The 20468-nt window shown below is 68.9% G+C and carries 19 protein-coding genes; 8 read left to right on the top strand and 11 right to left on the bottom strand.

Features of this window, described 5'->3' with window-relative positions:
- Positions 1–86 precede the first annotated feature (86 nt).
- Positions 87–1160, bottom strand: a complete 1074-nt coding sequence (locus RJ05_RS15940) for an NAD(P)H-dependent amine dehydrogenase family protein (protein ID WP_036538059.1) — start codon at positions 1158–1160, stop codon at positions 87–89.
- Between the two features lie 9 nt (positions 1161–1169).
- Positions 1170–1961 (bottom strand): SDR family oxidoreductase, encoded by a 792-nt coding sequence (locus RJ05_RS15935; RefSeq protein WP_036538057.1) that lies wholly within the window; start codon positions 1959–1961, stop codon positions 1170–1172.
- 94 nt (positions 1962–2055) lie between these two features.
- Here RJ05_RS15935 and RJ05_RS15930 point away from each other — a divergent pair, with 94 nt between their 5' ends.
- On the top strand, positions 2056–2934 hold the full coding sequence (locus RJ05_RS15930) for a helix-turn-helix domain-containing protein (protein ID WP_081597351.1): 879 nt from the start codon (positions 2056–2058) through the stop codon (positions 2932–2934).
- Positions 2935–3110: 176 nt separating this feature from the next.
- Here the strand turns inward: RJ05_RS15930 and RJ05_RS15925 are convergent, their stop codons facing one another.
- Together RJ05_RS15925 and lexA are read right to left on the bottom strand one after the other, a co-directional pair.
- Positions 3111–3818, bottom strand: a complete 708-nt coding sequence (locus tag RJ05_RS15925; RefSeq protein WP_051016622.1) for a hypothetical protein — start codon at positions 3816–3818, stop codon at positions 3111–3113.
- A 30-nt stretch (positions 3819–3848) separates the two neighbouring features.
- Positions 3849–4586, bottom strand: a complete 738-nt coding sequence (lexA, locus tag RJ05_RS15920; protein ID WP_036538055.1) for a transcriptional repressor LexA — start codon at positions 4584–4586, stop codon at positions 3849–3851.
- Between the two features lie 541 nt (positions 4587–5127).
- On the opposite strand from lexA, the gene RJ05_RS31420 reads away from it, so the two are divergent.
- The 3 genes from RJ05_RS31420 to nrdR all read left to right on the top strand — a co-directional run bounded on the left by RJ05_RS31420 (position 5128) and on the right by nrdR (position 7441).
- Positions 5128–5388 carry a hypothetical protein gene (locus RJ05_RS31420; protein ID WP_036538054.1) on the top strand — a complete coding sequence of 87 codons (261 nt, stop codon included), beginning with the start codon at positions 5128–5130 and terminating at the stop codon, positions 5386–5388.
- 117 nt (positions 5389–5505) lie between these two features.
- A complete protein-coding gene (locus RJ05_RS15910; protein ID WP_036538052.1) occupies positions 5506–6762 on the top strand; it encodes a hypothetical protein in 1257 nt (418 codons plus the stop codon).
- Between the two features lie 208 nt (positions 6763–6970).
- Positions 6971–7441 (top strand): transcriptional regulator NrdR, encoded by a 471-nt coding sequence (nrdR, locus tag RJ05_RS15905; RefSeq protein ID WP_036538050.1) that lies wholly within the window; start codon positions 6971–6973, stop codon positions 7439–7441.
- 10 nt (positions 7442–7451) lie between these two features.
- On the opposite strand, the gene RJ05_RS15900 is transcribed toward nrdR, so the two are convergent.
- Together RJ05_RS15900 and hrpA are read right to left on the bottom strand one after the other, a co-directional pair.
- Entirely contained in the window at positions 7452–7688 is a 237-nt protein-coding gene (locus RJ05_RS15900; protein WP_138445503.1) for a hypothetical protein, read from the bottom strand.
- Positions 7689–7906: 218 nt separating this feature from the next.
- Entirely contained in the window at positions 7907–12100 is a 4194-nt protein-coding gene (hrpA, locus tag RJ05_RS15895) for an ATP-dependent RNA helicase HrpA (protein WP_036538045.1), read from the bottom strand.
- A 418-nt stretch (positions 12101–12518) separates the two neighbouring features.
- On the opposite strand from hrpA, the gene RJ05_RS15890 reads away from it, so the two are divergent.
- The 3 genes from RJ05_RS15890 (at position 12519) to RJ05_RS15880 (ending at position 15211) form a co-directional block, all read left to right on the top strand.
- The gene (locus RJ05_RS15890) at positions 12519–13172 is read left to right on the top strand and encodes a Pr6Pr family membrane protein (RefSeq protein ID WP_036538044.1); all 654 of its coding nucleotides are present in this window, start codon (positions 12519–12521) and stop codon (positions 13170–13172) included.
- Complete coding sequence (locus RJ05_RS15885; protein WP_036538042.1) at positions 13172–14395, top strand: aminotransferase family protein; 1224 nt, start codon at positions 13172–13174, stop codon at positions 14393–14395. The genes RJ05_RS15890 and RJ05_RS15885 overlap by 1 nt, the downstream gene beginning before the upstream one ends.
- 186 nt (positions 14396–14581) lie before the next feature.
- Complete coding sequence (locus RJ05_RS15880) at positions 14582–15211, top strand: DUF5134 domain-containing protein (RefSeq protein WP_036538040.1); 630 nt, start codon at positions 14582–14584, stop codon at positions 15209–15211.
- A 20-nt stretch (positions 15212–15231) separates the two neighbouring features.
- Here the strand turns inward: RJ05_RS15880 and RJ05_RS15875 are convergent, their stop codons facing one another.
- The 3 genes from RJ05_RS15875 to RJ05_RS15865 all read right to left on the bottom strand — a co-directional run bounded on the left by RJ05_RS15875 (position 15232) and on the right by RJ05_RS15865 (position 17181).
- The gene (locus tag RJ05_RS15875; protein WP_036538038.1) at positions 15232–15906 is read right to left on the bottom strand and encodes a PhzF family phenazine biosynthesis protein; all 675 of its coding nucleotides are present in this window, start codon (positions 15904–15906) and stop codon (positions 15232–15234) included.
- A 138-nt stretch (positions 15907–16044) separates the two neighbouring features.
- On the bottom strand, positions 16045–16584 hold the full coding sequence (gene ahpD / locus RJ05_RS15870) for an alkylhydroperoxidase, AhpD family (protein WP_036538037.1): 540 nt from the start codon (positions 16582–16584) through the stop codon (positions 16045–16047).
- 9 nt (positions 16585–16593) lie between these two features.
- Positions 16594–17181 carry a peroxiredoxin gene (locus tag RJ05_RS15865; RefSeq protein ID WP_036538064.1) on the bottom strand — a complete coding sequence of 196 codons (588 nt, stop codon included), beginning with the start codon at positions 17179–17181 and terminating at the stop codon, positions 16594–16596.
- A 131-nt stretch (positions 17182–17312) separates the two neighbouring features.
- On the opposite strand from RJ05_RS15865, the gene RJ05_RS15860 reads away from it, so the two are divergent.
- Positions 17313–18221: a hydrogen peroxide-inducible genes activator gene (locus tag RJ05_RS15860; RefSeq protein WP_036538036.1), complete on the top strand. Its 909-nt coding sequence runs from the start codon at positions 17313–17315 to the stop codon at positions 18219–18221.
- 57 nt (positions 18222–18278) lie between these two features.
- On the opposite strand, the gene speD is transcribed toward RJ05_RS15860, so the two are convergent.
- Both speD and RJ05_RS15850 read right to left on the bottom strand, forming a co-directional pair.
- Positions 18279–19487 (bottom strand): adenosylmethionine decarboxylase, encoded by a 1209-nt coding sequence (gene speD / locus RJ05_RS15855; protein WP_036538034.1) that lies wholly within the window; start codon positions 19485–19487, stop codon positions 18279–18281.
- Positions 19488–19497: 10 nt separating this feature from the next.
- The coding region (locus RJ05_RS15850) for a type III PLP-dependent enzyme (RefSeq protein WP_036538033.1) at positions 19498–20468 on the bottom strand (971 nt) is incomplete at its 5' end.

Raw genomic sequence — 20468 nt, 5'->3', positions numbered from 1 at the left:
GCCAACGGTAGAGGTCAAGGGCATGGTGTGGGGACGGCTCATGCGTCGGCCGCCGACGGACTGGGCCTCCGGCGACCGACGACTGGTCAGCTGCGCGACGCCAGGCCGGCACCGGTGATCAGCGGCAGATCCAGGGTGGTGCGGACACCGGCGGGCGCCGCCACCACCGCGGGAATCGCGTTGACCAGGCGCATCGCGGTGCCGACCAGGCTGGCGTGGTTGTGGTCGCCGTTATCGCTGAACATCGCCAGATCCAGGGTGTAGTGCGGTTCGCCGGTCACCTCCACGCGGTAGGAGCCGCCTTCGCGGGCGGGTTGCGGCCAGTCCGGAGCGAGGTCGGCGCGCAACCGGGTGACGTGTTCGAGCACCGTGACGGCCCGGTCGCCGACCATGCCGCGCACCTCGAAGCGCAGCCCGGCCGCGGTGCCCTGCTCGATGGTGCCGGAATCGATGTCGAACGTTTCCGGTGCGGGGATCCGCTCGTAGGTCTGGGTGACGGCGTCGAGCTCGATATCCAGTCCCGCCGCCAGCTGCCGGACGACGCTACCCCAGGCCAGCGACAGCACACCCGGCTGCAACAGCAGCGGCGTCTCGTCCATCGGTTTGCCGAAGCCCATGATGTCGAACATGACCGCGGGATTGTCGTAGGTCGAGTAGTCGACGATCTCCAGGCAGCGCACCTGGTCGACCCGGCGGCAGGTGCCGAGCAGCGCCATCGGCAGCAGATCGTTGGCGAAGCCGGGGTCGATTCCGTTGACGAACAGCGACGAATTGCCCGCTGCGGCGGCTTTTTCCACCGGCACCAGCAGTTCGTCCGGGATGACATCCCACGGGTACTGCAGAAAGACCGGCGCGCTGGCCACCACGTTGATACCCGCCGCGAGCAGGACCCGCAGATCCTCGAGCGCCTCCATCAGCCGGTTGTCGGTCATGGCCGTGTAGACCACGCAGTCGGGCTCCAGTGCGAGGATCCGCTCGGTGTCGGTGGTGGCCGTGATGCCGGTCGGGGCGGCGCCGACGAGTTCACCCGCGTCCCTGCCGTCCTTGTCCGGCCCGGAGACCCGCACACCCACCAGTTCCAGGCGCGGATCGTCGAGCACACCGGCGAGCGCGTGCCGCCCGACATTGCCGGTGCCCCAGTGCACTACGCGATAGACCATGTCATCACCTCACAGATCGGGAAGGGGAATGTCGAGATTCGGTGCGATGAGGCCGCCGTCGACCTCGAGCACCTTGCCGGTCAGGAAATCGCCCGCGGGGGAGGCGAGAAACAGTGCCGCCGAGGCGATATCGGCGGGGTCGCCGAGGCGGCGCATCGGCGTGGCCTGTTCGAGCTTGCCGCGCATCTCGTCGTTGCCGGCCACGACCGCGAGAGCCGAGGTGAGGATCGACCCGGGGGCGATGGCGTTCACCCGGATGCGCGGGCACAGATCCATGGCGGCGCTGCGGGTGTAATGCGCCAGCGCGGCCTTCGCGGTGGCGTAGGCGGCGAAGGCCCGGCCCGGCAGCCTGCCCATCGTCGAGGTGATATTGATGATCGAGCCGGTACCCGCGGTCTCCAGGATCTTCGGTACCGCCGCCTGCACCAGTGAGTGCGCGGTGCCGACATTGAAGGTGAACGCCTCGGCCAAGTCGGCGGCGCTGGTGTCCAGCAGCGGTTTCGGCATCGCTCCGCCGACGTTGTTGACCACGATGTCCAGACGGCCGAACCGGGTGACCGCCGCGTCGGCGAGTGCTGCAGCGGCCTCGAGGTCGGCGAGATCGGCCACCACGACATGTGCCTGCCTGCCGGTCGCTTCCACCTGGGCGGCGACCTCACGCAGGTCCGCTTCGGTGCGTGCCGCGATCAGCACATCGGCGCCGGCTTCGGCGAATCCGAGGGCGATCGCGGCCCCGAGACCACGTCCTGCGCCGGTGACGATCGCTACCCGGCCATCGAGGCGGAATCGATCAAGAATCATCGCCGCTTCCTTTCCTGTGTCGAATATTCGACTACTATTCGGCGAATAGTCGATGCAGTGTAGGGCGCTGTCCGTCCGGCGACAAGGGGTTGCGATGTCGGTACCAGGGTCACCGCCGACCCGGCGGGTGATCGCGGTGGTCGAGCTGCTGGTCGAATCGGATCGAGCGATGAGCGCGTCCGAGATCGCGGCGTCGTTGGCGCTGGCGCGCGCCACGGTCACCGCCGTCCTCGCCGAACTCACCGCCGCCGGATGGGTGCGCCGTGACGGGGACCTGAGATACCGGCCGGGACCCGCATTGGCGAGGTTGTCACCGGTGTCGCCCGGTGACCACCTCGGCTCGGCCGAGTCCGAACTGGCCGCCTTGGCTGCGGCCGTCGGCTGCGGCGCCACCCTCAGCCGGATCGATAGCGATCGCCTGACTGTGGTGGCCAAGCAGTATTCGGGTGAGCGGGTGGTGCCCGGTTTGACTGTGGGGCAATCGCTTCCGCTGGCCTACCCGGCCGGGGCGGCGGTGATGCCGTGGCGTGCGGAGGCCGAACGCCGCGCCTGGCTGGCAACGGTGTCCGGGCCGGCCCGCCGGGCGGCGCCGGCGCTGCTGCGGTTCGTGGCCGACAACGGCTACGCGGTGTTCCGGCCCGATGCCGACGATGCCGGTCTGGTCGACGTGCTCGCCGATCTGCTCGGCGCGGTCGGCGCCGAGGTGCTGCAACCTCAGCTGCGGTCACGGGTGCTGCGGCAGTTGTCGCGGTTGACCGCGCGGCCCTACACCGCCGCCGATATCGCCTCGGGGGAGGCGCTGCCGGTCAGCTACCTGTCCGCGCCGGTATTCGACGGCGCGGCGGCACCCTACGAGGTGCAGATCGGTCCGCTGTTGCCCGCGGTCGGTCCGGGGGAGCGAGCGGGTTATGTCGCCGCGATCCGGGCGGGTGCACAGAAGATCTCGGCAGCGTTGGGGGAGCAGGCGAGGTAGGGACAGGCCGCCTGCCGTCGGCTCCCGCCCCCGATCGAGTGATTCGCGAATGACCTGTGACCTGTCGGCCCGGCTCGATCCCGTGTGGCCTGCTCCGCGTATCGCCTACGCAGCCGCGGCGGACGAGCCTGCTCGCTGGGTTCTCACCGTGGCGGCGGCCCCATTCGGGCGGTTCATCACCAAGGCCCATCGATGATGTTCTGGCCGGGATCGGTTGGTGGCGAGTTGGCCTCGTCGCTCAGCAACGCGACCACCGATTCGGTGGTCCAGGTGAGGTCGGCGCCGGGCCGGGAGGCGAGGTAGGCCGCGGTGCGCTGGATCGTCCAGCCGTGCGAGGCGATCAGTCCTTGTGCCAGGTGCCGCAGATAGGCCGGGGCGGGCGGGTTGCCCGGGACGTCGTGGCGGCCCCAGGGCGCGGTGAAGGTGAGGATCGGGTAGCCGTCGCGGAGCCCGGCGTGGACGAGAGTTTCGTACCGGCCGGGGCCGAAGCTGGCGCGCCCGGTGCCGAGCGCCAGGGAGAAATCCAGGTCGGTGCCCGGTTCGCGATACATCTCCTGCGCGGCGATATCGCTGAACTGGGCGGCGGTGAGCAGGTAGGCGTGGGCGGCGGTGTGGTCGGCGATATCCGGGTCGTAGAAGGCGCGCCCACCGGTCCAGATGGCCGATTCGGTGGCGAAATACAGCAATCCGGGCAGCAGTAGCGGCACCGAGCGCAGCGGTGGGCTCGGGTCCCGGCAGCCCGGCAGGGTCATCACTCCGCCGGTGGGCGCGCCGCCACGCAGGTAGAAATCGAGCCGACGGGGGTTCATGTTCGAGCCGTAGCTGGCGTACCAGACCAGCTCCGGGCTGCCGGTTTCCGCCCTCCCGACGGCCGCGTCGACCATCACGCGCCCGCCGGGACCTTGCTCATGACGTCAGATCTTGCGGATGACGGTGACGACCTTGCCGAGGATCTGGGCGTCGTTACCGGGGATGGGCTCGAAATGCGGGTTGTGCGGCATCAGCCACACGTCCTTGCCGGTGCGCTTGAACGTCTTCACCGTGGCCTCGCCCTCGATCATCGCGGCGACGATATCGCCGTTCTCGGCGACATTCTGCTGGCGGACCACCACCCAGTCGCCGTCACAGATGGCCGCGTCGACCATGGACTCGCCGACCACCTTCAGCAGGAACAGCGAGCCGTCGCCGACCAGTTCCTTCGGCAGCGGGAAGACGTCTTCCACGGCCTGCTCGGCCAGGATCGGGCCACCGGCGGCGATACGGCCGAGTACCGGAACGAAGGTCGGCACCGGGCGATCGGAGTCGACGGTTGCGAGGTCGGCGCCGGCGCTGTCCGCACCCACCGCCGACAGGCTCGTCACGGCGCGCACGGCTTCGTCGAGGCCCCGGACGTCCACCGCGCGCGGACGGTTCGGGTCGCGGCGCAGATAGCCCTTGCGTTCCAAGGTGCGTAGCTGATGGGCCACCGAGGAGGTGGAGGTGAGTCCGACCGCATCGCCGATCTCGCGGATGCTCGGCGGGTAACCGCGCTCGCTCACCGAGGTGCGGATCACCTCCAGCACCTTGCGTTGACGCACGGTGAGATCCGTTCCGGTCCCGGCTGTTTCGACGCCGAGACCGCCCCCGTCGCCCGTGCCGTCTGTCTGGCTCACCGTTGCCGCCCTTTCGTGTCGGTGCCCGGCTCGACCGCGCCGTACCGGGAGTCGATGTCGTTCTCCGAATCTAGTCCGGTCGGCGCGATGTATCAAACATCTGTTCGAGCATGTCCGGCGTTTCTGCTGACTTTGTCGGTGCACCGTGGTAGAAATCGAACATCAGTTCTTCGAACATGTGATCGAACGATAGCCGAGGCGGACGGTGAGTCCGCAGGTAGGGCGACCGGGGCCGCGATGGTGCGGCCGATGACAGCAACGACGGGGTATCACCACGGAGGTTTGTCCGATGAGTGCAGCGATCAGCGATATCCACACGGTGGCGAGTGGATCCGAGGCGCGAGGAGCGCGCGGCGACCTCGTCCCCGGCGCCGGCGGTGAAAGGCAAGCGCCCCCGGGGCGGCCACTGCCAGGGGCCGGCGGCGGGAGCGGCGGGCGTGGGTCCGTTCGCGTCCACCCGTCCCGCGGCGGTCTGCGCACTCGGCAGGCGATCCACCGGCGTGCCGAACGACGCCCGCGCGGCGCCGGACCGCGAGCGGGCGTGGTGCGCTACGACTCTCGTCCCACCCGGCTCGCTCCCTCGGGGTATCCGGCGGACTCCGCGCACCGGGTCGAGCAGGCCCAGGTCGGGTTCGCGGTGCTGGCGATCTCCGCTCTGCTGAGTGCGCTGGTGGTGACGGCGCTGATCGGCATCGCGCACCTACGGGCGGAGGCCGTTGCGCCGCAGCACCATCCGCAGGGTCCCGCCATCGTCGAACCGGCGCTCCTGCCGGACGACGTTCCGGCCGATGCGCCGCGCTGAAGGCATCGAAGAACGGTCACCACGCGTGGCCGAATATGTTGATCGTCAACTGAAACGCGTTGCTACTGTGCTGAACACCTGATCCAGGCAACGCCGCCGCAACCGAACCGGGACCGCATGACGTATCAGCACACTGCCGGAGTCCGTCTCCGGTTCCTCGCCAGCACCGCAATCGTCCTCATCTGCACCCTGTTCGCGCTCGCTTCGGTTCCGGCCGCGCAGGCGGCGCCGGCTTATACGGCCTACCTCGACCTACCCGCCGTCAACGACGACGGCTCCGCTGCCGGCGGCCTGAATCCCGCTCTGCCACTGGACGCGACGGCCCTGCGCACCGCGCTCGATCAGGCGCGGTCCGACGGCATCCCGCCACGTCGCTACGCGACCCTGCTGCACCAGTACTGGCTCGTCGTCGCGACCGACAACGCCGACATCGAGCTCGCGGCCTGGGACCCGAGCCGCGGACCGGCCGCGGGTGAGCGGATCTTCAACCAGGTCTACGTCAATTACCTGCGCCTGGCCTCCCGGCATCCGGAATTCTGGTGGGCCGCGCTGGCCGGAATCGCGGGTGGCTCTTTCGCTTCCGGCTATTTCGACATGAGCGATGTCGGACGCGTGGTCGAGCTGCCCGCCATCCATCGACTCGGCAACGCCGTCGCCGACCTGCTGCGCCACACGCCGGAAGAACTGGTGCGTGGATTACCGGCCGATATCCATCTGCTCGCCACCGAGGGGCCGCGGCTGACCGCCGACGATCTGGTCTGGTACCAGATCCGGCTGATGACGATGCAGAAGCACATTTTCGTGGACCTGGTGCCGATGCATGAGGCCTACCTCGCCGAAGGGCTGGCCGGCATCGAGGAGATGCACCGGGCCGGAATTCTCGACGACGGCCTTCGCGCCGCCTGGCATTCGGTGGCCGCCGGGACCCGCGCCGGGTTCGTCGACGCGCTGATCCGGATGACCGACCGCGAACAGAACCACATCGTCGCCGACCAATGGGACGTCACCGCGACCGGACGCGGCTCGATGGGCCGGGTGCTGACCTACGTCAGCACCGTCGCCGGAAAGGCGGGCGTGCCGGGAGTGCGCGCACCCGGCGTCTTCGGGCCGGCCACCGTCACCGTGGCGGCCGCGGACCGCACCCTGTCGCTGCGTACTCCGCTGCCGAATTGGAACTGGGCCGACCGTGACGCCCGCTGGGCCTACATCACCGGCGACCTGGTGCCCCGCCATATCGACATGAAGTCCGATGCGGACCTGGCTGCCACCGTGCTGGCGGAGCCGTTCCCGGACAAACTGGCACGCGGCCGCCTGCTCCAGCGGCTACCCGATGTGCTCGCCGATATGGCCACTCAGTGGCAGTTGAGCGGCTGACGCCGATAACCATCCGGTGCGCTCATGGGGTGAGCAGCACCGAGGCGAACCCCACGCGGGTATTCTCGAAGTGCTATGCGGGTATACCGGAGTTCACCACGGGTGTACCCGCCGCCGGGCACCGTCCCGGCCCATGCGCTCGCCGGATGGCAGGCCCCGATCGGCCGGCGATCCGGACGCGAGCGTACGCATCGACGAAGGATCTCGGATGCACTGCCCGTACTGCCGGCACCCTGACTCCCGGGTGGTCGACTCGCGCGAGGCCGATGAAGGCGCGGCGATCCGCCGCAGACGTTCCTGCCCGGAATGCGGGCGGCGCTTCACCACGGTCGAAACCGCGATCCTGTCCGTGGTCAAACGCAGCGGTGTCACCGAACCGTTCAGCCGGGAAAAGGTCATTCGCGGGGTGCGCCGCGCCTGCCAGGGCCGCGAGGTCGACGACGACGCGCTGAACCTGCTGGCTCAACAGGTCGAGGACACCGTCCGGGCCAAGGGCTCACCGGAGGTTCCGAGCCATGAGGTCGGGCTGGCGATCCTCGGTCCGCTCCGCGATCTCGACGAAGTGGCGTATCTGCGGTTCGCGTCGGTCTACCGCTCCTTCACCTCGGCCGAGGATTTCGAGCGCGAAATCCAGGGTATGCGCCAGGCGCGCGCCGCATCCGTCGGCTCCGGTGACTGAGCGCACCCACTCATAGACAGATGCCCGGCGGGCAGGAGCAGCCGAAGCTGCCCATCGCCTGGCCCGGGCAGATCGTCACCGAACCCGAGCCGACCAGGCTCGCGAGCGGGCGCAGCCACATGGTCAGGTTCGACGGCGAGGCCACCGGCGCGGGCGTGGGCGCGTCGGCGGCCGCGGGGCCGGCGCCGAGGGTGGTCGAGAACATCAGCGCTGCTCCGATTCCGATGCCGCCGAGAACTTTTCGCATGATCAACACTTCCTCATGACACACCACCCGGTTGCTCGGGTGACAGCGGCGCGGCGGCGGGATCATCACCCGCCGGCCGCGGTATACCGATGACGGTAGACCGGCGCCGGCGTGGTCGGCGCGCCCCGTAATCCGCCGCCACCGATTCATGGGGCACGACGGCGTGGGCCTGCCCAGCATCCGCGGAAACGACCGCGCCGGGGCTCGTGCGACCGCCCCTACCGGCGGATAGCGCCGATCGCCTTCTGAATCCGCTTGGCCGACACCGGATAGGGCGTACCCAGCTTCTGCGCGAACAAGCTGACCCGCAGCTCCTCGATCATCCACCAGATCTCGACCACCTCCGGCGCGTGCCTGCGTGGTTCGGGCAGCCCGGCCAGCAGCCGGTCGTAGGCGGCGAGCACCGTGTCCACCTCGGCCATCGCCTGCCGGTCGCGCACCGCCGAACCGGGCAGCGCCTCCAGCCGCACCACCGCCGCCTGGAGATAGCGCGGCAGTTCACGCAGCCGCGTGCTGCCCCATTCGGAAATGAAACCGTCGAACACCAGATCCGCGAGCTGTGCGCGAACATCGTCGGCGATGTCGTTTTCGGTGGTGTTCGCCAAGGCCGTCGACACCTGGTGCGCCCGGGTGAGCACCGGCACGACCAGCCGCACCATTCGCGCGGCCGCGCCGGCCAGCTCCGGCCGGACCTTCGCCACCAGCGCCTCGAACTGTTCGGGGCTGCGCACCGGTCCGCCGGCGGCCGCGATGAGTTCGTCGGCGGCGGCTGCCCGGCAATCGGCGACCAGCGCGTCCAGCGAACCGTAGGGGTTCTGGCTCACCACCAGCCGGTCGGCGGGCGACAGGCCTGCGGTGACGGCGCGCAGCGAGGTCGGGATGGCGCGCAACACCAGCTCCCTGGTGCCGGCCCGCATGGCGGTGGCTTGTTCGACGGGTGAGCTCAGCACCCGCACGGCGACGCCTTCGCTCTCGGGGACCAGTGCCGGATAGCCGGTGATGGTCTGGCCCGCGACCTCCCGCTTCACCGTCGCCGGCACCGTGCCGAGCGTGTCCGAGGTCCATACGAGCGCCGGGGCGCGCTCGGCGCCCGCGGTCGCGCGGGCGACCGATTCCGCCACCTGGTCCGACAGCCGGGTCTTCAACCGGGCCAGGTTCTTGTCCCGGGCCAGGACCGTGCCGTCGGTATCGACCGCGGCGAAGGTCATCCGTAGATGATCGGGCAACGCCGACGGATCCAGATCGTTCGGTGTGATCGGCACCGAACCCAGACGCGACAGCTCCCGCGCCAGTCCGGTGCGCAATGGCTCGGCCCGCGGGGTCAGCGCAGCCAGCGCCGCCGCGGCGTAATCGGGGGCGGGTACGACTGCGCGGCGCAGGTGCTTGGGCAGCGTCTTGATCAGCGCGGTCGCCAGCTCCTCGCGCATACCGGGCACCAGCCAGTCGAACCCCATGGCACGCACATGAGCCAGTTGCGCGACCGGGATCCGTGCGGTGACGCCGTCGTCGTCATTGCCGGGTTCGAACTGGTAGGTGAGCGGGAAACTCAGTTCGCCCTGCCGCCAGGCATCGGGGAAATCGGTCGGATCCAGTGGCGCCGCGCCCTCGTTGACGACGGTGTCGGCGGTGAAGTCCAGCAGCGTGGGGTCGGTGCGTTTCGCGTTGCGCCACCAACTGTCGAAATGGCGCACGGACACGATGTCGGCGGGCACCCGCCGGTCGTAGAACTCGAACAGCACCTCGTCGTCGACCAGGATGTCGCGGCGGCGCGCACGGTGTTCGAGATCGGCGACGTCGTCGAGCAGTTCCCGGTTGCGGTGGAAGAACTCGTGATGGGTCTGCCATTCTCCCTGGACCAGGGCATGGCGGAGGAACAGCTCGCGCGAGACGACCGGGTCGATGCGGCTGTAATCGACCGGTCGCCGCGTCACCAGCGGCACGCCGTAGAGGGTGACCCGTTCGTAGGCGCGGGCGACGCCACGCTTGGACGACCAATGCGGTTCGGAATAAGTGCGTTTGACCAGATCACCGGCCAGGCGTTCGGCCCATTCCGGTTCCACCCGCGCGGCCATGCGGCCCCACAGCCGTGAGGTCTCCACCAATTCGGCGGCCATCACCCAGCGCGGCGGCTTCTTCGCCAGCGAGGAACCAGGAAAGATCATGAACTTCGCGCCGCGCGCACCGAGGAACTCCCGGGATTCGGCCTCCCGGACACCGATATGCGACAGCATGCCTGCCAACAACGCCTGGTGAATCGCGGTCACATCCCAGGGCAGTGTGTCGTCGCCGTCGGCAACGGCAGCCTTCGCCGACTTGCCGGAGGTCTTGCCGCGCGCGTCCGCTTTCGCCGCGCGCGGCTGCTCGGCCGCACGGATGTTGCCGTCGCTGTGCGTCGACCAGCCCAGCCCCTTCGTGATGGTGCGCAGCTGCCCGTGCAGATCCTGCCATTCGCGAATGCGCAGGTAGTGCAGGAACTCCTCGCGGCACATGCGCCGGAACTGGTTGGACGACAACGACTTGCGTTGCACCGACAGGTAGTCCCACAGGCGCAGGTAGGCCAGGAAATCGGAGTTCTCGACGACGAACCGCGCGTGCTTGGTGTCGGCGGCCTGCTGCTGATCGGCCGGCCGCTCGCGCACATCCTGGATCGACAGCGCCGCCACGATGATCAGCACCTCGGCCAGACAGCCGTCGCGATGGGCCTGCACCAGCATCCGCGCCATCCGCGGATCGACCGGCAGGCGCGCCATCTCGCGGCCGACCGGCGTCAGCGCCAGACCGCCGTCGTCCTCGGAGCGACGACGCGACCCACGTCCGCGTCCCCGCGGTGATCGGTCCGAACTGGCGGGCAACCCGCCGGAGTCGGCGGCCTCGGAGCCGCTGTCGGTCGATGCGCCGGGCCGGTGCTCGGTGCCATCGGTTGCGGCGGCGCCGACGTTGCCCGCCGGTGCACCCGCGGGCCGGCGCGCAAGTGCACCCAACTCCTCGAGCAGCGCGATGCCGTCGCGGATCGCCCGCGAATCCGGCGGCTCCACGAAGGGGAACTTCTCGATGTCACCGAGGCCGAGCGCGGTCATCTGCAGGATGACCGCCGCCAGATTGGTGCGCAGAATCTCCGGATCGGTGAACAGCGGACGTGATTGGAAATCGTCCTCGGAATACAGCCGGATGCAGATACCGTCGGCCACGCGCCCGCAGCGGCCGGATCGCTGGCGCGCCGAGGCCTGCGAGATCGGCTCGATCGGCAGCCGCTGCACCTTCGTGCGCATCGAATACCGCGAAATCCGGGCGGTGCCGGGATCGACGACGTAGCGGATGCCCGGAACCGTCAGCGATGTCTCGGCGACATTGGTGGCCAGCACGACGCGGCGGCCGGTGTGCGATGCGAACACGCGATGTTGTTCGGCCGCCGACAGTCGCGCATACAGCGGCAGGATTTCGGTGCGCGGCAATTTCAGCTCACGCAGGGCGTCGGCGGCATCGCGGATTTCGCGTTCACCGGATAGGAACACCAGCACATCGCCATCGCCCTCGGCGAACAGCTCGGTCACCGCGTCACCGATGGCATCGACAGGATCGCGGTCCAGAACCCGCTCCTCGTCGTCGTCTTCGTCGGCGGCGGGCACCGGCAGCGCCAGCGGCCGATACCGGATCTCCACCGGGTACGACCGGCCCGATACCTCGACGATGGGTGCGGGCGTCCCGGACGCGTCGGCGAAATGGCGGGCGAACAACTCGGGGTCGATGGTGGCGGAGGTGATGATCACCTTGAGGTCGGGCCGGCGCGGCAGCAACTGTTTGAGGTAGCCGAGCAGAAAATCGATATTGAGGCTGCGCTCGTGCGCCTCGTCGATGATGATCGTGTCGTAGTTGCGCAGCAGCCGGTCGCGCTGGATCTCGGCGAGCAGGATGCCGTCGGTCATCAACTTGACCAGCGTGTGTTCGGCGGCTTGGTCGGTGAAGCGGACGGTGTAGCCGACGGCGTCGCCGAGTTCGGTGCCCAATTCCTCGGCAATGCGTTCGGCGACCGCGCGCGCGGCGAGCCTGCGTGGTTGGGTGTGGCCGATCATGCCGCGGATACCGCGTCCGAGCTCGAGACAGATCTTCGGGATCTGGGTGGTTTTGCCCGAACCGGTCTCGCCCGCCACGATCACGACCTGATGGGCGGCGATGGCCGCGGCGATATCGTCACGGCGTGCGGTGACCGGAAGCTGTTCCGGATAGCGGATCTCGGGTACGGCGGACCGCCGGTTCTCGATCCGCTGTTCGGCCACCGCGATCTCGGTCTCGAGCCGCCCGAGGTCGCCTCCGCGCGCGCGGTCGAGCTGCCTGCGCAGCCGGTGCTCGTCGCGGAGGGTGAGAGTGGCCAGGCGGGTGCGAAGCTCACGCGGGGTGGTTGCGGTCCTGGTCATTGCGGCATCCAGCCTAATGGACGCGGTATCCGGCGGTCTGCTGGTTTTCCCGCCGGCGCCGTGCGAGCGCGGTGGACGGCCAGCTCATCGAGTCGCCGGACGCGGCCGAGGTGATCGGAGACACACGCGCCATGACGAGCACGCCCGCACCTGCGCCGTAGCCACCGCGATGTCCCAGGTGCACCGGTGCCGTGGTCTTCGGTGAGCCGAGCCGGCGCTGCGCCGGGGTTCGGGCATGGAACCGCTAGGAGCCGGTGCGCCTCGGTACTCGGAGTCGTGCGGAGCTCGGTGGATAGGCACCGGTGCCGCCGACGAAGCAGGACGAGCGGGCCGCGCGTCGCCGTCCCGCCGGTTGCCGTCGGTGTGCGGGCCCGCGATTCGCGGGCTCGGGCGGCCGTTGTTATGCGACCATCAGGCGATGATCACCAGCTTGGGTGCTCCGGTGTGGGTTCGGGTGCTGCGACTTGCTTGCGGTGTGCTGGGAGCGGTGGCGCTGGTCTGGATTCCGCTGCGCAATCTCGGTGAGTCCGGTTTTTCCATCGCCAACTACTTCAGTTACTTCACCATCCAATCCAATGTGCTCGGCGTCGTGGTGTTGCTGGTCGGTGCGCTGCTCGATCCGGCCGATCGCCGGTGGCAGGCGATCCGCGGTGCGAGCACGCTGTACCTGCTGATCACCGGGGTGGTGTACGCGGTGCTGCTGGCGAACATCGATGTCATGCTCACCGACCGCTGGATCAACGATGTGCTGCACCGGCTGCTGCCGCTGGTGATGGTGCTCGACTGGGTACTGGTACCGGCTGCTCTCGGTCTCACCGGTCGGCTGCTGGGCGGGCTGCTGATCTATCCCGCCGTGTACGGGGCGTACACGCTGATCCGCGGCCCGGTCGTCGACTGGTATCCGTACCCATTTCTCGATCCGCGCGAGCAGGGCTATGTCTCGCTGGTCATCGGGCTGGTGGTGCTGACCGGTGTGTTCGCGCTGCTCGCGGTGGCGGTCGTCGCGCTCGGCGGGCTCGCGCGACGCTGGCAGGATGGACGGCGCACGGCCATCGAACCGAGGAGCGCCTGATGGGATCACTGTGGCATGGTTTCGCCGATATGGGCGCCGTCGAACGCGACGGCGCCTTCGTCGTCGCGCGGGGTGAGGGAGCCTACATCTGGGACGAGGCAGGCACCCGCTACCTCGACGCCACTGCCGGGTTGTGGTTCGCCAACGTCGGGCACGGCCGTCGCGAGATCGCCGACGCCGTGGCCGGCCAGCTGAGCCGGCTGGCCCACTACTCCAATTTCGGTGATCTCGCCGCCCCCGTCACCCGCGAGCTGGCCGAGCGGCTGGGCGCCATGGCGCCGGTGCCCGGCAGCAAGATCTTCTTCACCTCCGGCGGATCCGACTCGATCGACACCGCCGCGAAACTGGCCCGCCGCTACTGGCACGAACTGGGCAAGCCGGGCAAGTCGATCATCGTCGGGCGTCGGCTGGCCTATCACGGAATGCATGTCGCCGGCACCGCCCTGTCGGGCCTCGACCCGAACCGCGAGGGCTACGGCGAGCTGATGGCCGATGCCCGGACCGTCGAATGGGATGACGCCAAGGCGTTGCTGGCGCTGATCGAGGAAATCGGCGCCGACCGTATCGCGGCGTTCTTCTGCGAGCCGATCATCGGCGCCGGCGGGGTATATCTGCCGCCCGAGGGCTATCTCAACGAAGTACGCCGCATCTGTCGCGATCACGACATCCTGTTCGTCGCCGACGAAGTGGTCACCGGCTTCGGCCGGATCGGCGGGTCCTGGTTCGCCTCCACCCGCTTCGGCCTCGAGCCGGATCTGATGACCACCGCCAAAGGATTGACCTCCGGTTACCTGCCGATGGGCGCGGTGTTCATCGCCCCGCGGGTCGCCGAACCGTTCTTCCGCGGCGGCGTGTGGTGGCGCCATGGCTACACCTATGGCGGGCATGCCGGTTCGGCCGCCGCGGCGATGGCCAACCTCGACATCATCGAACGCGAATCCCTGCTCACCGCCTCAGCGCGGCTGGAATCGGCGCTGCACGCGCATCTCGCGCCGCTGGCCGAGCATCCACGGGTCGCCGAGGTCCGTAGCGGACTCGGCGCCGTCGCCGCCGTGCAGCTCGCCGATCCCGCTGAAGCCCCGGCCATGGTGAAAGCCTTGCGCGCCCAGGGCGTTTCCTCCCGCGCTGCGGGCGCCGGTGCCCTGCAGATCTCGCCGCCATTCGTCATCACCGACGACCAGCTCGCCGAGCTGGCCGGGGCTTTCACCCGCGCGTTGGGCTGACGGGCCCGAAAGGCCGGGCGCGGCCGCGTGGGCTCGGCATCGTAGTGGCGTTCGCATCGGACCGATCGAACTGATTCTCTGCGGCCGCAGAGCATGATCGGTGACGAAAGGCCACCGCACAGCCGGTGCCGATGCGATCATGAAAGGCGCGAGGTCCACGAACGCTGCGGCGAAAGGCGGTGCGGGGTGGCGGAATTCGTGCTCGAATACGCGGCGCTGCGGTGGATGGTGGTGGGCGCGTTCGTGATCGCGGCAGCGGTCGTGCTAGCCCGCGTGACGGCACCGTTGCCGGTGTCAACAGGTACCGCGCCGGGACCGCCGAACCCGGAAACGCCTTCGGGCGCAGCGCATCATCGGGAATCCGATGCTGCACATCTGATCATGTGCGCGGTCATGCTCGCGATGCTGATCTTCCCGGTGCACGCCCACGGCCCCGCGATGCGCGGGCTACTGATCGCGATGACGGTCGCGTTCGCGATGCTGCTGCTGGTCCGGGTGGTGGAGTGGCAGGCCGAGGCCCGGGCACTGCCGGTGGCCCGCGTAGCTGCGCTCGGCTACCACGCGGCCGCCGCGGCGGTGATGCTCTACGCCATGTCCGGTCACCCGAGCGGGCCTGGCGGCGGGCCTGCGCCGGTGCCGCTGATCGTGCTGGCGGTGCTCTTCCTGGTGGATGCGGTCGTGCTGCTCGGCAGTGCGGTGAGCGGGTGGACGCCGCGCTGGCTCGACCACGACGGTGCGCGCCCGGTCGCACTGGTACCGCATCTCGTGATGGACCTCGGCACCGCCTACATGCTGATCGCGGCCGTGGCGAACTGATCAGGGCGGCCCGGTCCGGCCTACAGATCCACGAACGAATCCGCGACGACGCGCCCGCCCAGGCGTACCCAGCCGTCGGAATCCCATTCGGTGAAGATCTGCGACCCCTGGCCCTGGGTGATCTTCAGTCCGCGCCGTAGCAACGCCGTCAGCGCGACCGCGGCAGCACCGGTGGCCTCGTCCTCGGCGATCCCCATGGCGGGCGCGAACATCCGCGAACGCAGCGAGCCGCGATGCTCATCGGTCCATGCCCACAGATAGTGCGAACCGTCGGAGAAGTCCGCGGGGTCGACGGCGGCGAGCTCCTCCGGCTGGTCGAGCTGATGGAAGCTGAACGTGGGCGCCCAGGTGCCCCGCGCCCTGATCCACACCAGGCCGTCGGCCAGTTCCACCGGCACCGGCCCGGCCGGAACGTCGAGGGTGTGCACCGAAAGGCCGCGCTCGGCCAGCCACCAGCCGGTGCCGACGGAGGGATGTCCGGCGAAAGGCAGTTCCACCGCCGGGGTGTAGATCCGGACCCTGGCGATCTCGGCGACCGGGTCGTCGACGAATACCGTCTCGCTGTAGCCGAGCCGGGCCGCGACCGCCTGCCGCTGGGGCTCGGCGACCTCGGCGGCTCGCACGACACCCAACTGGTTGCCGAAACGCCCGGCCGTGTCGGTGAATACCCGCAACACTTCAGCCTGTGTGCCCATGTCAGCCGAGCGTACTCGGCGCAGTGGCGGCCGTAACGGGGTGAATGTCGCACATCACAGCAAATACTTAGCAAACATGACCGGACGACGATGGCCCCGGCCACGCGGGGCCGGGGCCATCGAAACGGCGGATGCGGGTCAGACCGATGCCGTGGCCAGCGCCTCGGTGGTCTGCACGGCCTGGCCGACACCGGCCACGATCGCGGCCGCGCGCAGCGCCTCGAAGATCACCTCACGCGAGACGCCCTCTTCGCGCAGGGTGTGCTCGTGGGCCTCCAGGCAGTGCTGGCAGCCGTTGATCGAGGACACCGCGAACGACCAGAGCTCGAAGTCGGCCTTGTCGACGCCGGGGGAGCCGATGATCTGCATGCGCAGCCCGGCCCGCAGGTCGTCGTACTTGCCGCCGAGGAACGCCTTGCCGCGGTAGAACACATTGTTCATGCCCATGATGGAGGCAGCGCCGAGCGCGGCGTTGTAGGCCTCCGCCGACAGGGTGTCCGCGGCCTCTTCGGCGATCTCGCGCAGCGTCGTGGCCGAACGGGTCGCGGCGGCGGTGGCCAGTAGGGTGCCCCACAGCTGCTGCTCGTTCAGCACGGTGGTGCGCGCGATCGAGGACAGGTTGAGCTTGAGGTCCTTGGCGTACTCGGGTAGCGAGTTCTTCAGATTGTCGATACTCATCGTGCTACCTCAGACGCTCGCGGCCAGCAGTTCGCCGGCGTTGATGGTCGGGTCGCCCTTCTTCCAGTTGCACGCGCACAGCTCGTCGGACTGCAGCGCGTCGAGCACCCGCAGCACCTCGTCGACATTGCGGCCGACCGATCCGGCGGTGACCGAGACGAACTGGATCTCGTTGTTCGGGTCGACGATGAAGGTAGCGCGGTCGGCGACGCCGTCGGCGTTGAGAACGCCGGTGGCGGTGGCCAGCTCACGCTTGAGGTCCGACAGCATCGGGAACGGCAGGGTCTTCAGGTCCTCGTGCTGGGCCCGCCACTGGAAGTGGACGAACTCGTTGTCGACGGACACGCCCAGCACCTGGGCGTCACGATCGGCGAATTCGTCGTTGAGCTTGCCGAAGGCGGCGATCTCGGTGGGGCAGACGAAGGTGAAGTCCTTCGGCCAGAAGAACACGATCCGCCACTTGCCCGCGTGGTCGTCGCTGGTGATCTGAGTGAAGTAGTCGTCTGGCTGCTGAGCGTCGACCTTCGACAGGTCACCGCCGATCACCGCGGTGAGGTTGTACGCCGGGAACTGGTCGCCGATGGTCAGCAGGGCCATGCTCATCTCCTCTGTCATGTCGGTAGCCGGCGTGGTCGATCGACCAGCCGGCGGTGCGAAAAAGCTCATCTGTGATCTTGCCCAACAACCGGTGAAAGGTAAAGGTGATAAGTCGCACTACACTGATAGGCGTGACTGATCAGACTTATCAGCCAACCCTGTCGCAGCTGCGTGCGTTCGTCGCGATCGCCGAGTATCGGCACTTCGGCACGGCTGCGGCCCGGCTCAATGTGAGCCAGCCCACGTTATCGCAGGCGCTGGCCGCGCTCGAACACGGCCTCGGGTTGCAGCTGATCGAGCGCAGCACCCGGCGCGTGCTGGTGACCGCCGCCGGAATGCGGCTGCTGCCACAGGCGATGGCGACGTTGGAGGCGGCCGATCGGTTCCTGGCCTCGGCCACCGGCGACGGACTCGGCGGCACCCTGCGCATGGGCATCATCCCGACCGCGGCCCCCTACATTCTGCCGTCGTTGCTGCCCGCGCTGCGGCGCAAGCTGCCCGCGCTGGTGCCGCAGGTGGTCGAGGATCAGACCGCTCGGCTGCTCGAGGGCCTGCGCACCGGTGTGCTGGACGTCGCGGTGCTCGCGCTGCCCGCCGAGGCCTCCGGCCTGGTCGAGATCCCGCTGTATACCGAGGAGTTCGTGCTGGTCCTGCCCCGCGAACACGAACTGGCCGGGCGCACCGACATCCAGCCCGCCGCCTTGGACGCGCTGCCGATGCTGCTGCTGGACGAAGGTCACTGCCTGCGTGATCAAACCCTGGAGCTGTGCCGTTCGGCCGACGCGCACCCCGCCACGGTGGGCGACACCCGCGCCGCCTCGCTGACGACCGTAGTGCAGTGTGTCGCGGGCGGGCTGGGCATCACGCTGATTCCGGAGATGGCGGTGGCGGCCGAAACCGCGCGCGGCACGCTGGCGACGGCGCGCTTCGCCGAACCGGCGCCCGGCCGAACCCTCGGCATGGTCTACCGCGCGTCCACCGCGCGTGCCGACGACTACGCCTACATCGCCGAGATCATCCGCACCCAGCGCCCGGCGTGAACGGCACCGCCCTCCCCGTCGGCGTCGGATTCGCCTGGGGGACGGCCGGTCTCGGTCTCAGTCCGCCGCGCGCAGTGCGTACGGTTCGATCGCGCCGCGGGTCAGGGCGCGCGCGTCGATGGTGGAGGGCCGGTAGGGGAGCGTGGTGAGCCGGTCGAGCATGCCGGGTACCGGGTCGTCGATCTGCTCGACCAGGCCGAACAGGAACGACCATTCGTGTTCGTCGCTGCCGTAGTGCACGACCGTGCCGAAGTTGTCGTGGAAACGCTGCCAGGAGCGTTTGAGGGTGTCGTTGCGCCACATGGTCGCGCAGCCGGCCTGGGCGCTCAGCACACCGCCGGGAGCCAGCAGTGCGCGACATCGCTGTAGGAATTCGGCCTCGTAGAGCCGGTTGTGCTGGGCGTCTTCGACGCGCTCGTCGGGCAGGTCGATGACGATGACGTCGTAGCGCACGCCCTCTGCGGCGGCGCCGGCCAGGAAGTCCCAGCCGTCGGCGTAATGCACCCGCACCGGGCCCGAACCCTCGACCGCGGCGGCCAATTCGTCGGCGGTGTAGCCGTAGGGCAGGTGCTCGGCGCACAACTGCACGGCCTCCCGATCGATGTCGACGTGGTCGACCCGGGTGGCGCCGGCCGCCACCGACATCTGGCTCGCCACGCCCTCGCCGGAACCGACGATGAGCACGTTGTCGAGCTTCTCGGCCAGCACGAAGGCAGGCACCATCATCGCCTCGTGATAGGTGAGCTGGGAGAACTCGGTGGACTGGCGGTCGTTGTCGGAGAACAGGCTGATGCCCTGTTCGGTGCGTGCGATGAGCAGATGCTGGAATTCGGTCCTGGTATCCACCAGCACGTCCGACAGATCCCAGATCCGGGTCAGGCCGGGGCCCATGGGTTCTTCGACCCGCTGCCCGGCCCGCCCCCTGCGTACGGTCGACATGCGAACTTCCTTGGGCGACAAGGCATCACGCAGCAACTCGACGGCCTTTTCGGCCCCGTCGCCGATACTGCCGCAGGTGAACACGTCGACGAAGATGTCACCGGATTCGGGGTAGGTGTGGATCGAGGCATGCGATTCCGACAGCAACGCGAGCACCGTCACGCCCTGCGGGGTGAACTGTTTGCGCACCACATCGCAGATGGTGACGCCGGCACCGACCAGCGAACGGCGCAAGGCCTGGTCGAGTCGCTCCAGGTCGTTGCACAGATCCGCGTCGACCCCGCCGAACTCGGCCAGCACATGCCAACCGGTGAACTCCGCCGTCATGGACACACACTCACTCTCCCTCAGCGCCCACGACATGCACGGTCAAGGGCGGGAAACCATTGAAGGACACCGACGAATAACTCGCGGTATAGGCGCCGGTATCGAGAATCTGTACCCGATCCCCGGCTCGCAACGTGGTCGGCAGAAGGACCGGCGTGCGTTGATACAGTACATCGTCGCCGTCGCAGGTCGGGCCCGCGACGACGGCTTCGTCCACCGGATCGCCGTCGCGTTCGGTGACGAAACGATAAGCGATGTACTCGTTTTCGGTCTCGGCCAGACCGTTGTAGCGGCCGATGTCGAGATAGACCCAGCGCCGCCCGTCCGGTGCGGTGCGCACCGCGACCACCTCGGCATGCACTACGCCCGCCGTGGCCACCAGCGCGCGGCCCGGCTCCACCACCAGTTCGGCCGTCCCTGGCAGCAGGTCCACCGCCGCGGCGGCTGTCACGGCGGCGATCTGTTCGATACCGGGCGCGGTTTCGGCGTAGGAGACCGGAAGGCCACCACCGATATTCACCGTCGCCACCGTGATGTCCTTGTCGGACAACGCGTCCACGATCCGGCCCGCCTGCTCGAGACCGATCCGCCAGGCGTGCGGGTCGAGTTGCTGGGAACCGACATGGAAGTAGGGGCCCGCGACGGACAGGCCGAGATCGCGGGCCCGCACCAGCAGCCGCAGCGCCTCGGCCGGAGAGCAGCCGAACTTGGTGCCGAACGGGGTCTGCGATTGCGGCGCGGCGGCCAGGAACCGGCATTCGACCGCGCAGCCGGGCGCGTGCTCGGCGATCCGCAGCAGATCGTCCTCGGTGTCGAAGGCGAATCCGCGCACCCCGAGCGCGTACGCGCGGGCGATATCGGCGGACTTCTTGATCGTATTGCCGTAATACAGCCGCCCCGGGTCGACGCCGAGATCCAGGCACAGCCGGATCTCGCCGACACTGGCGACGTCGAACTGTGCGCCCTCGGCGTCGAGGACCC

This window comes from Nocardia cyriacigeorgica NBRC 100375, assembly GCF_000308555.1.
Classification (GTDB): domain Bacteria; phylum Actinomycetota; class Actinomycetes; order Mycobacteriales; family Mycobacteriaceae; genus Nocardia; species Nocardia cyriacigeorgica.
This window is presented reverse-complemented; position numbering and strand designations above follow the sequence as displayed.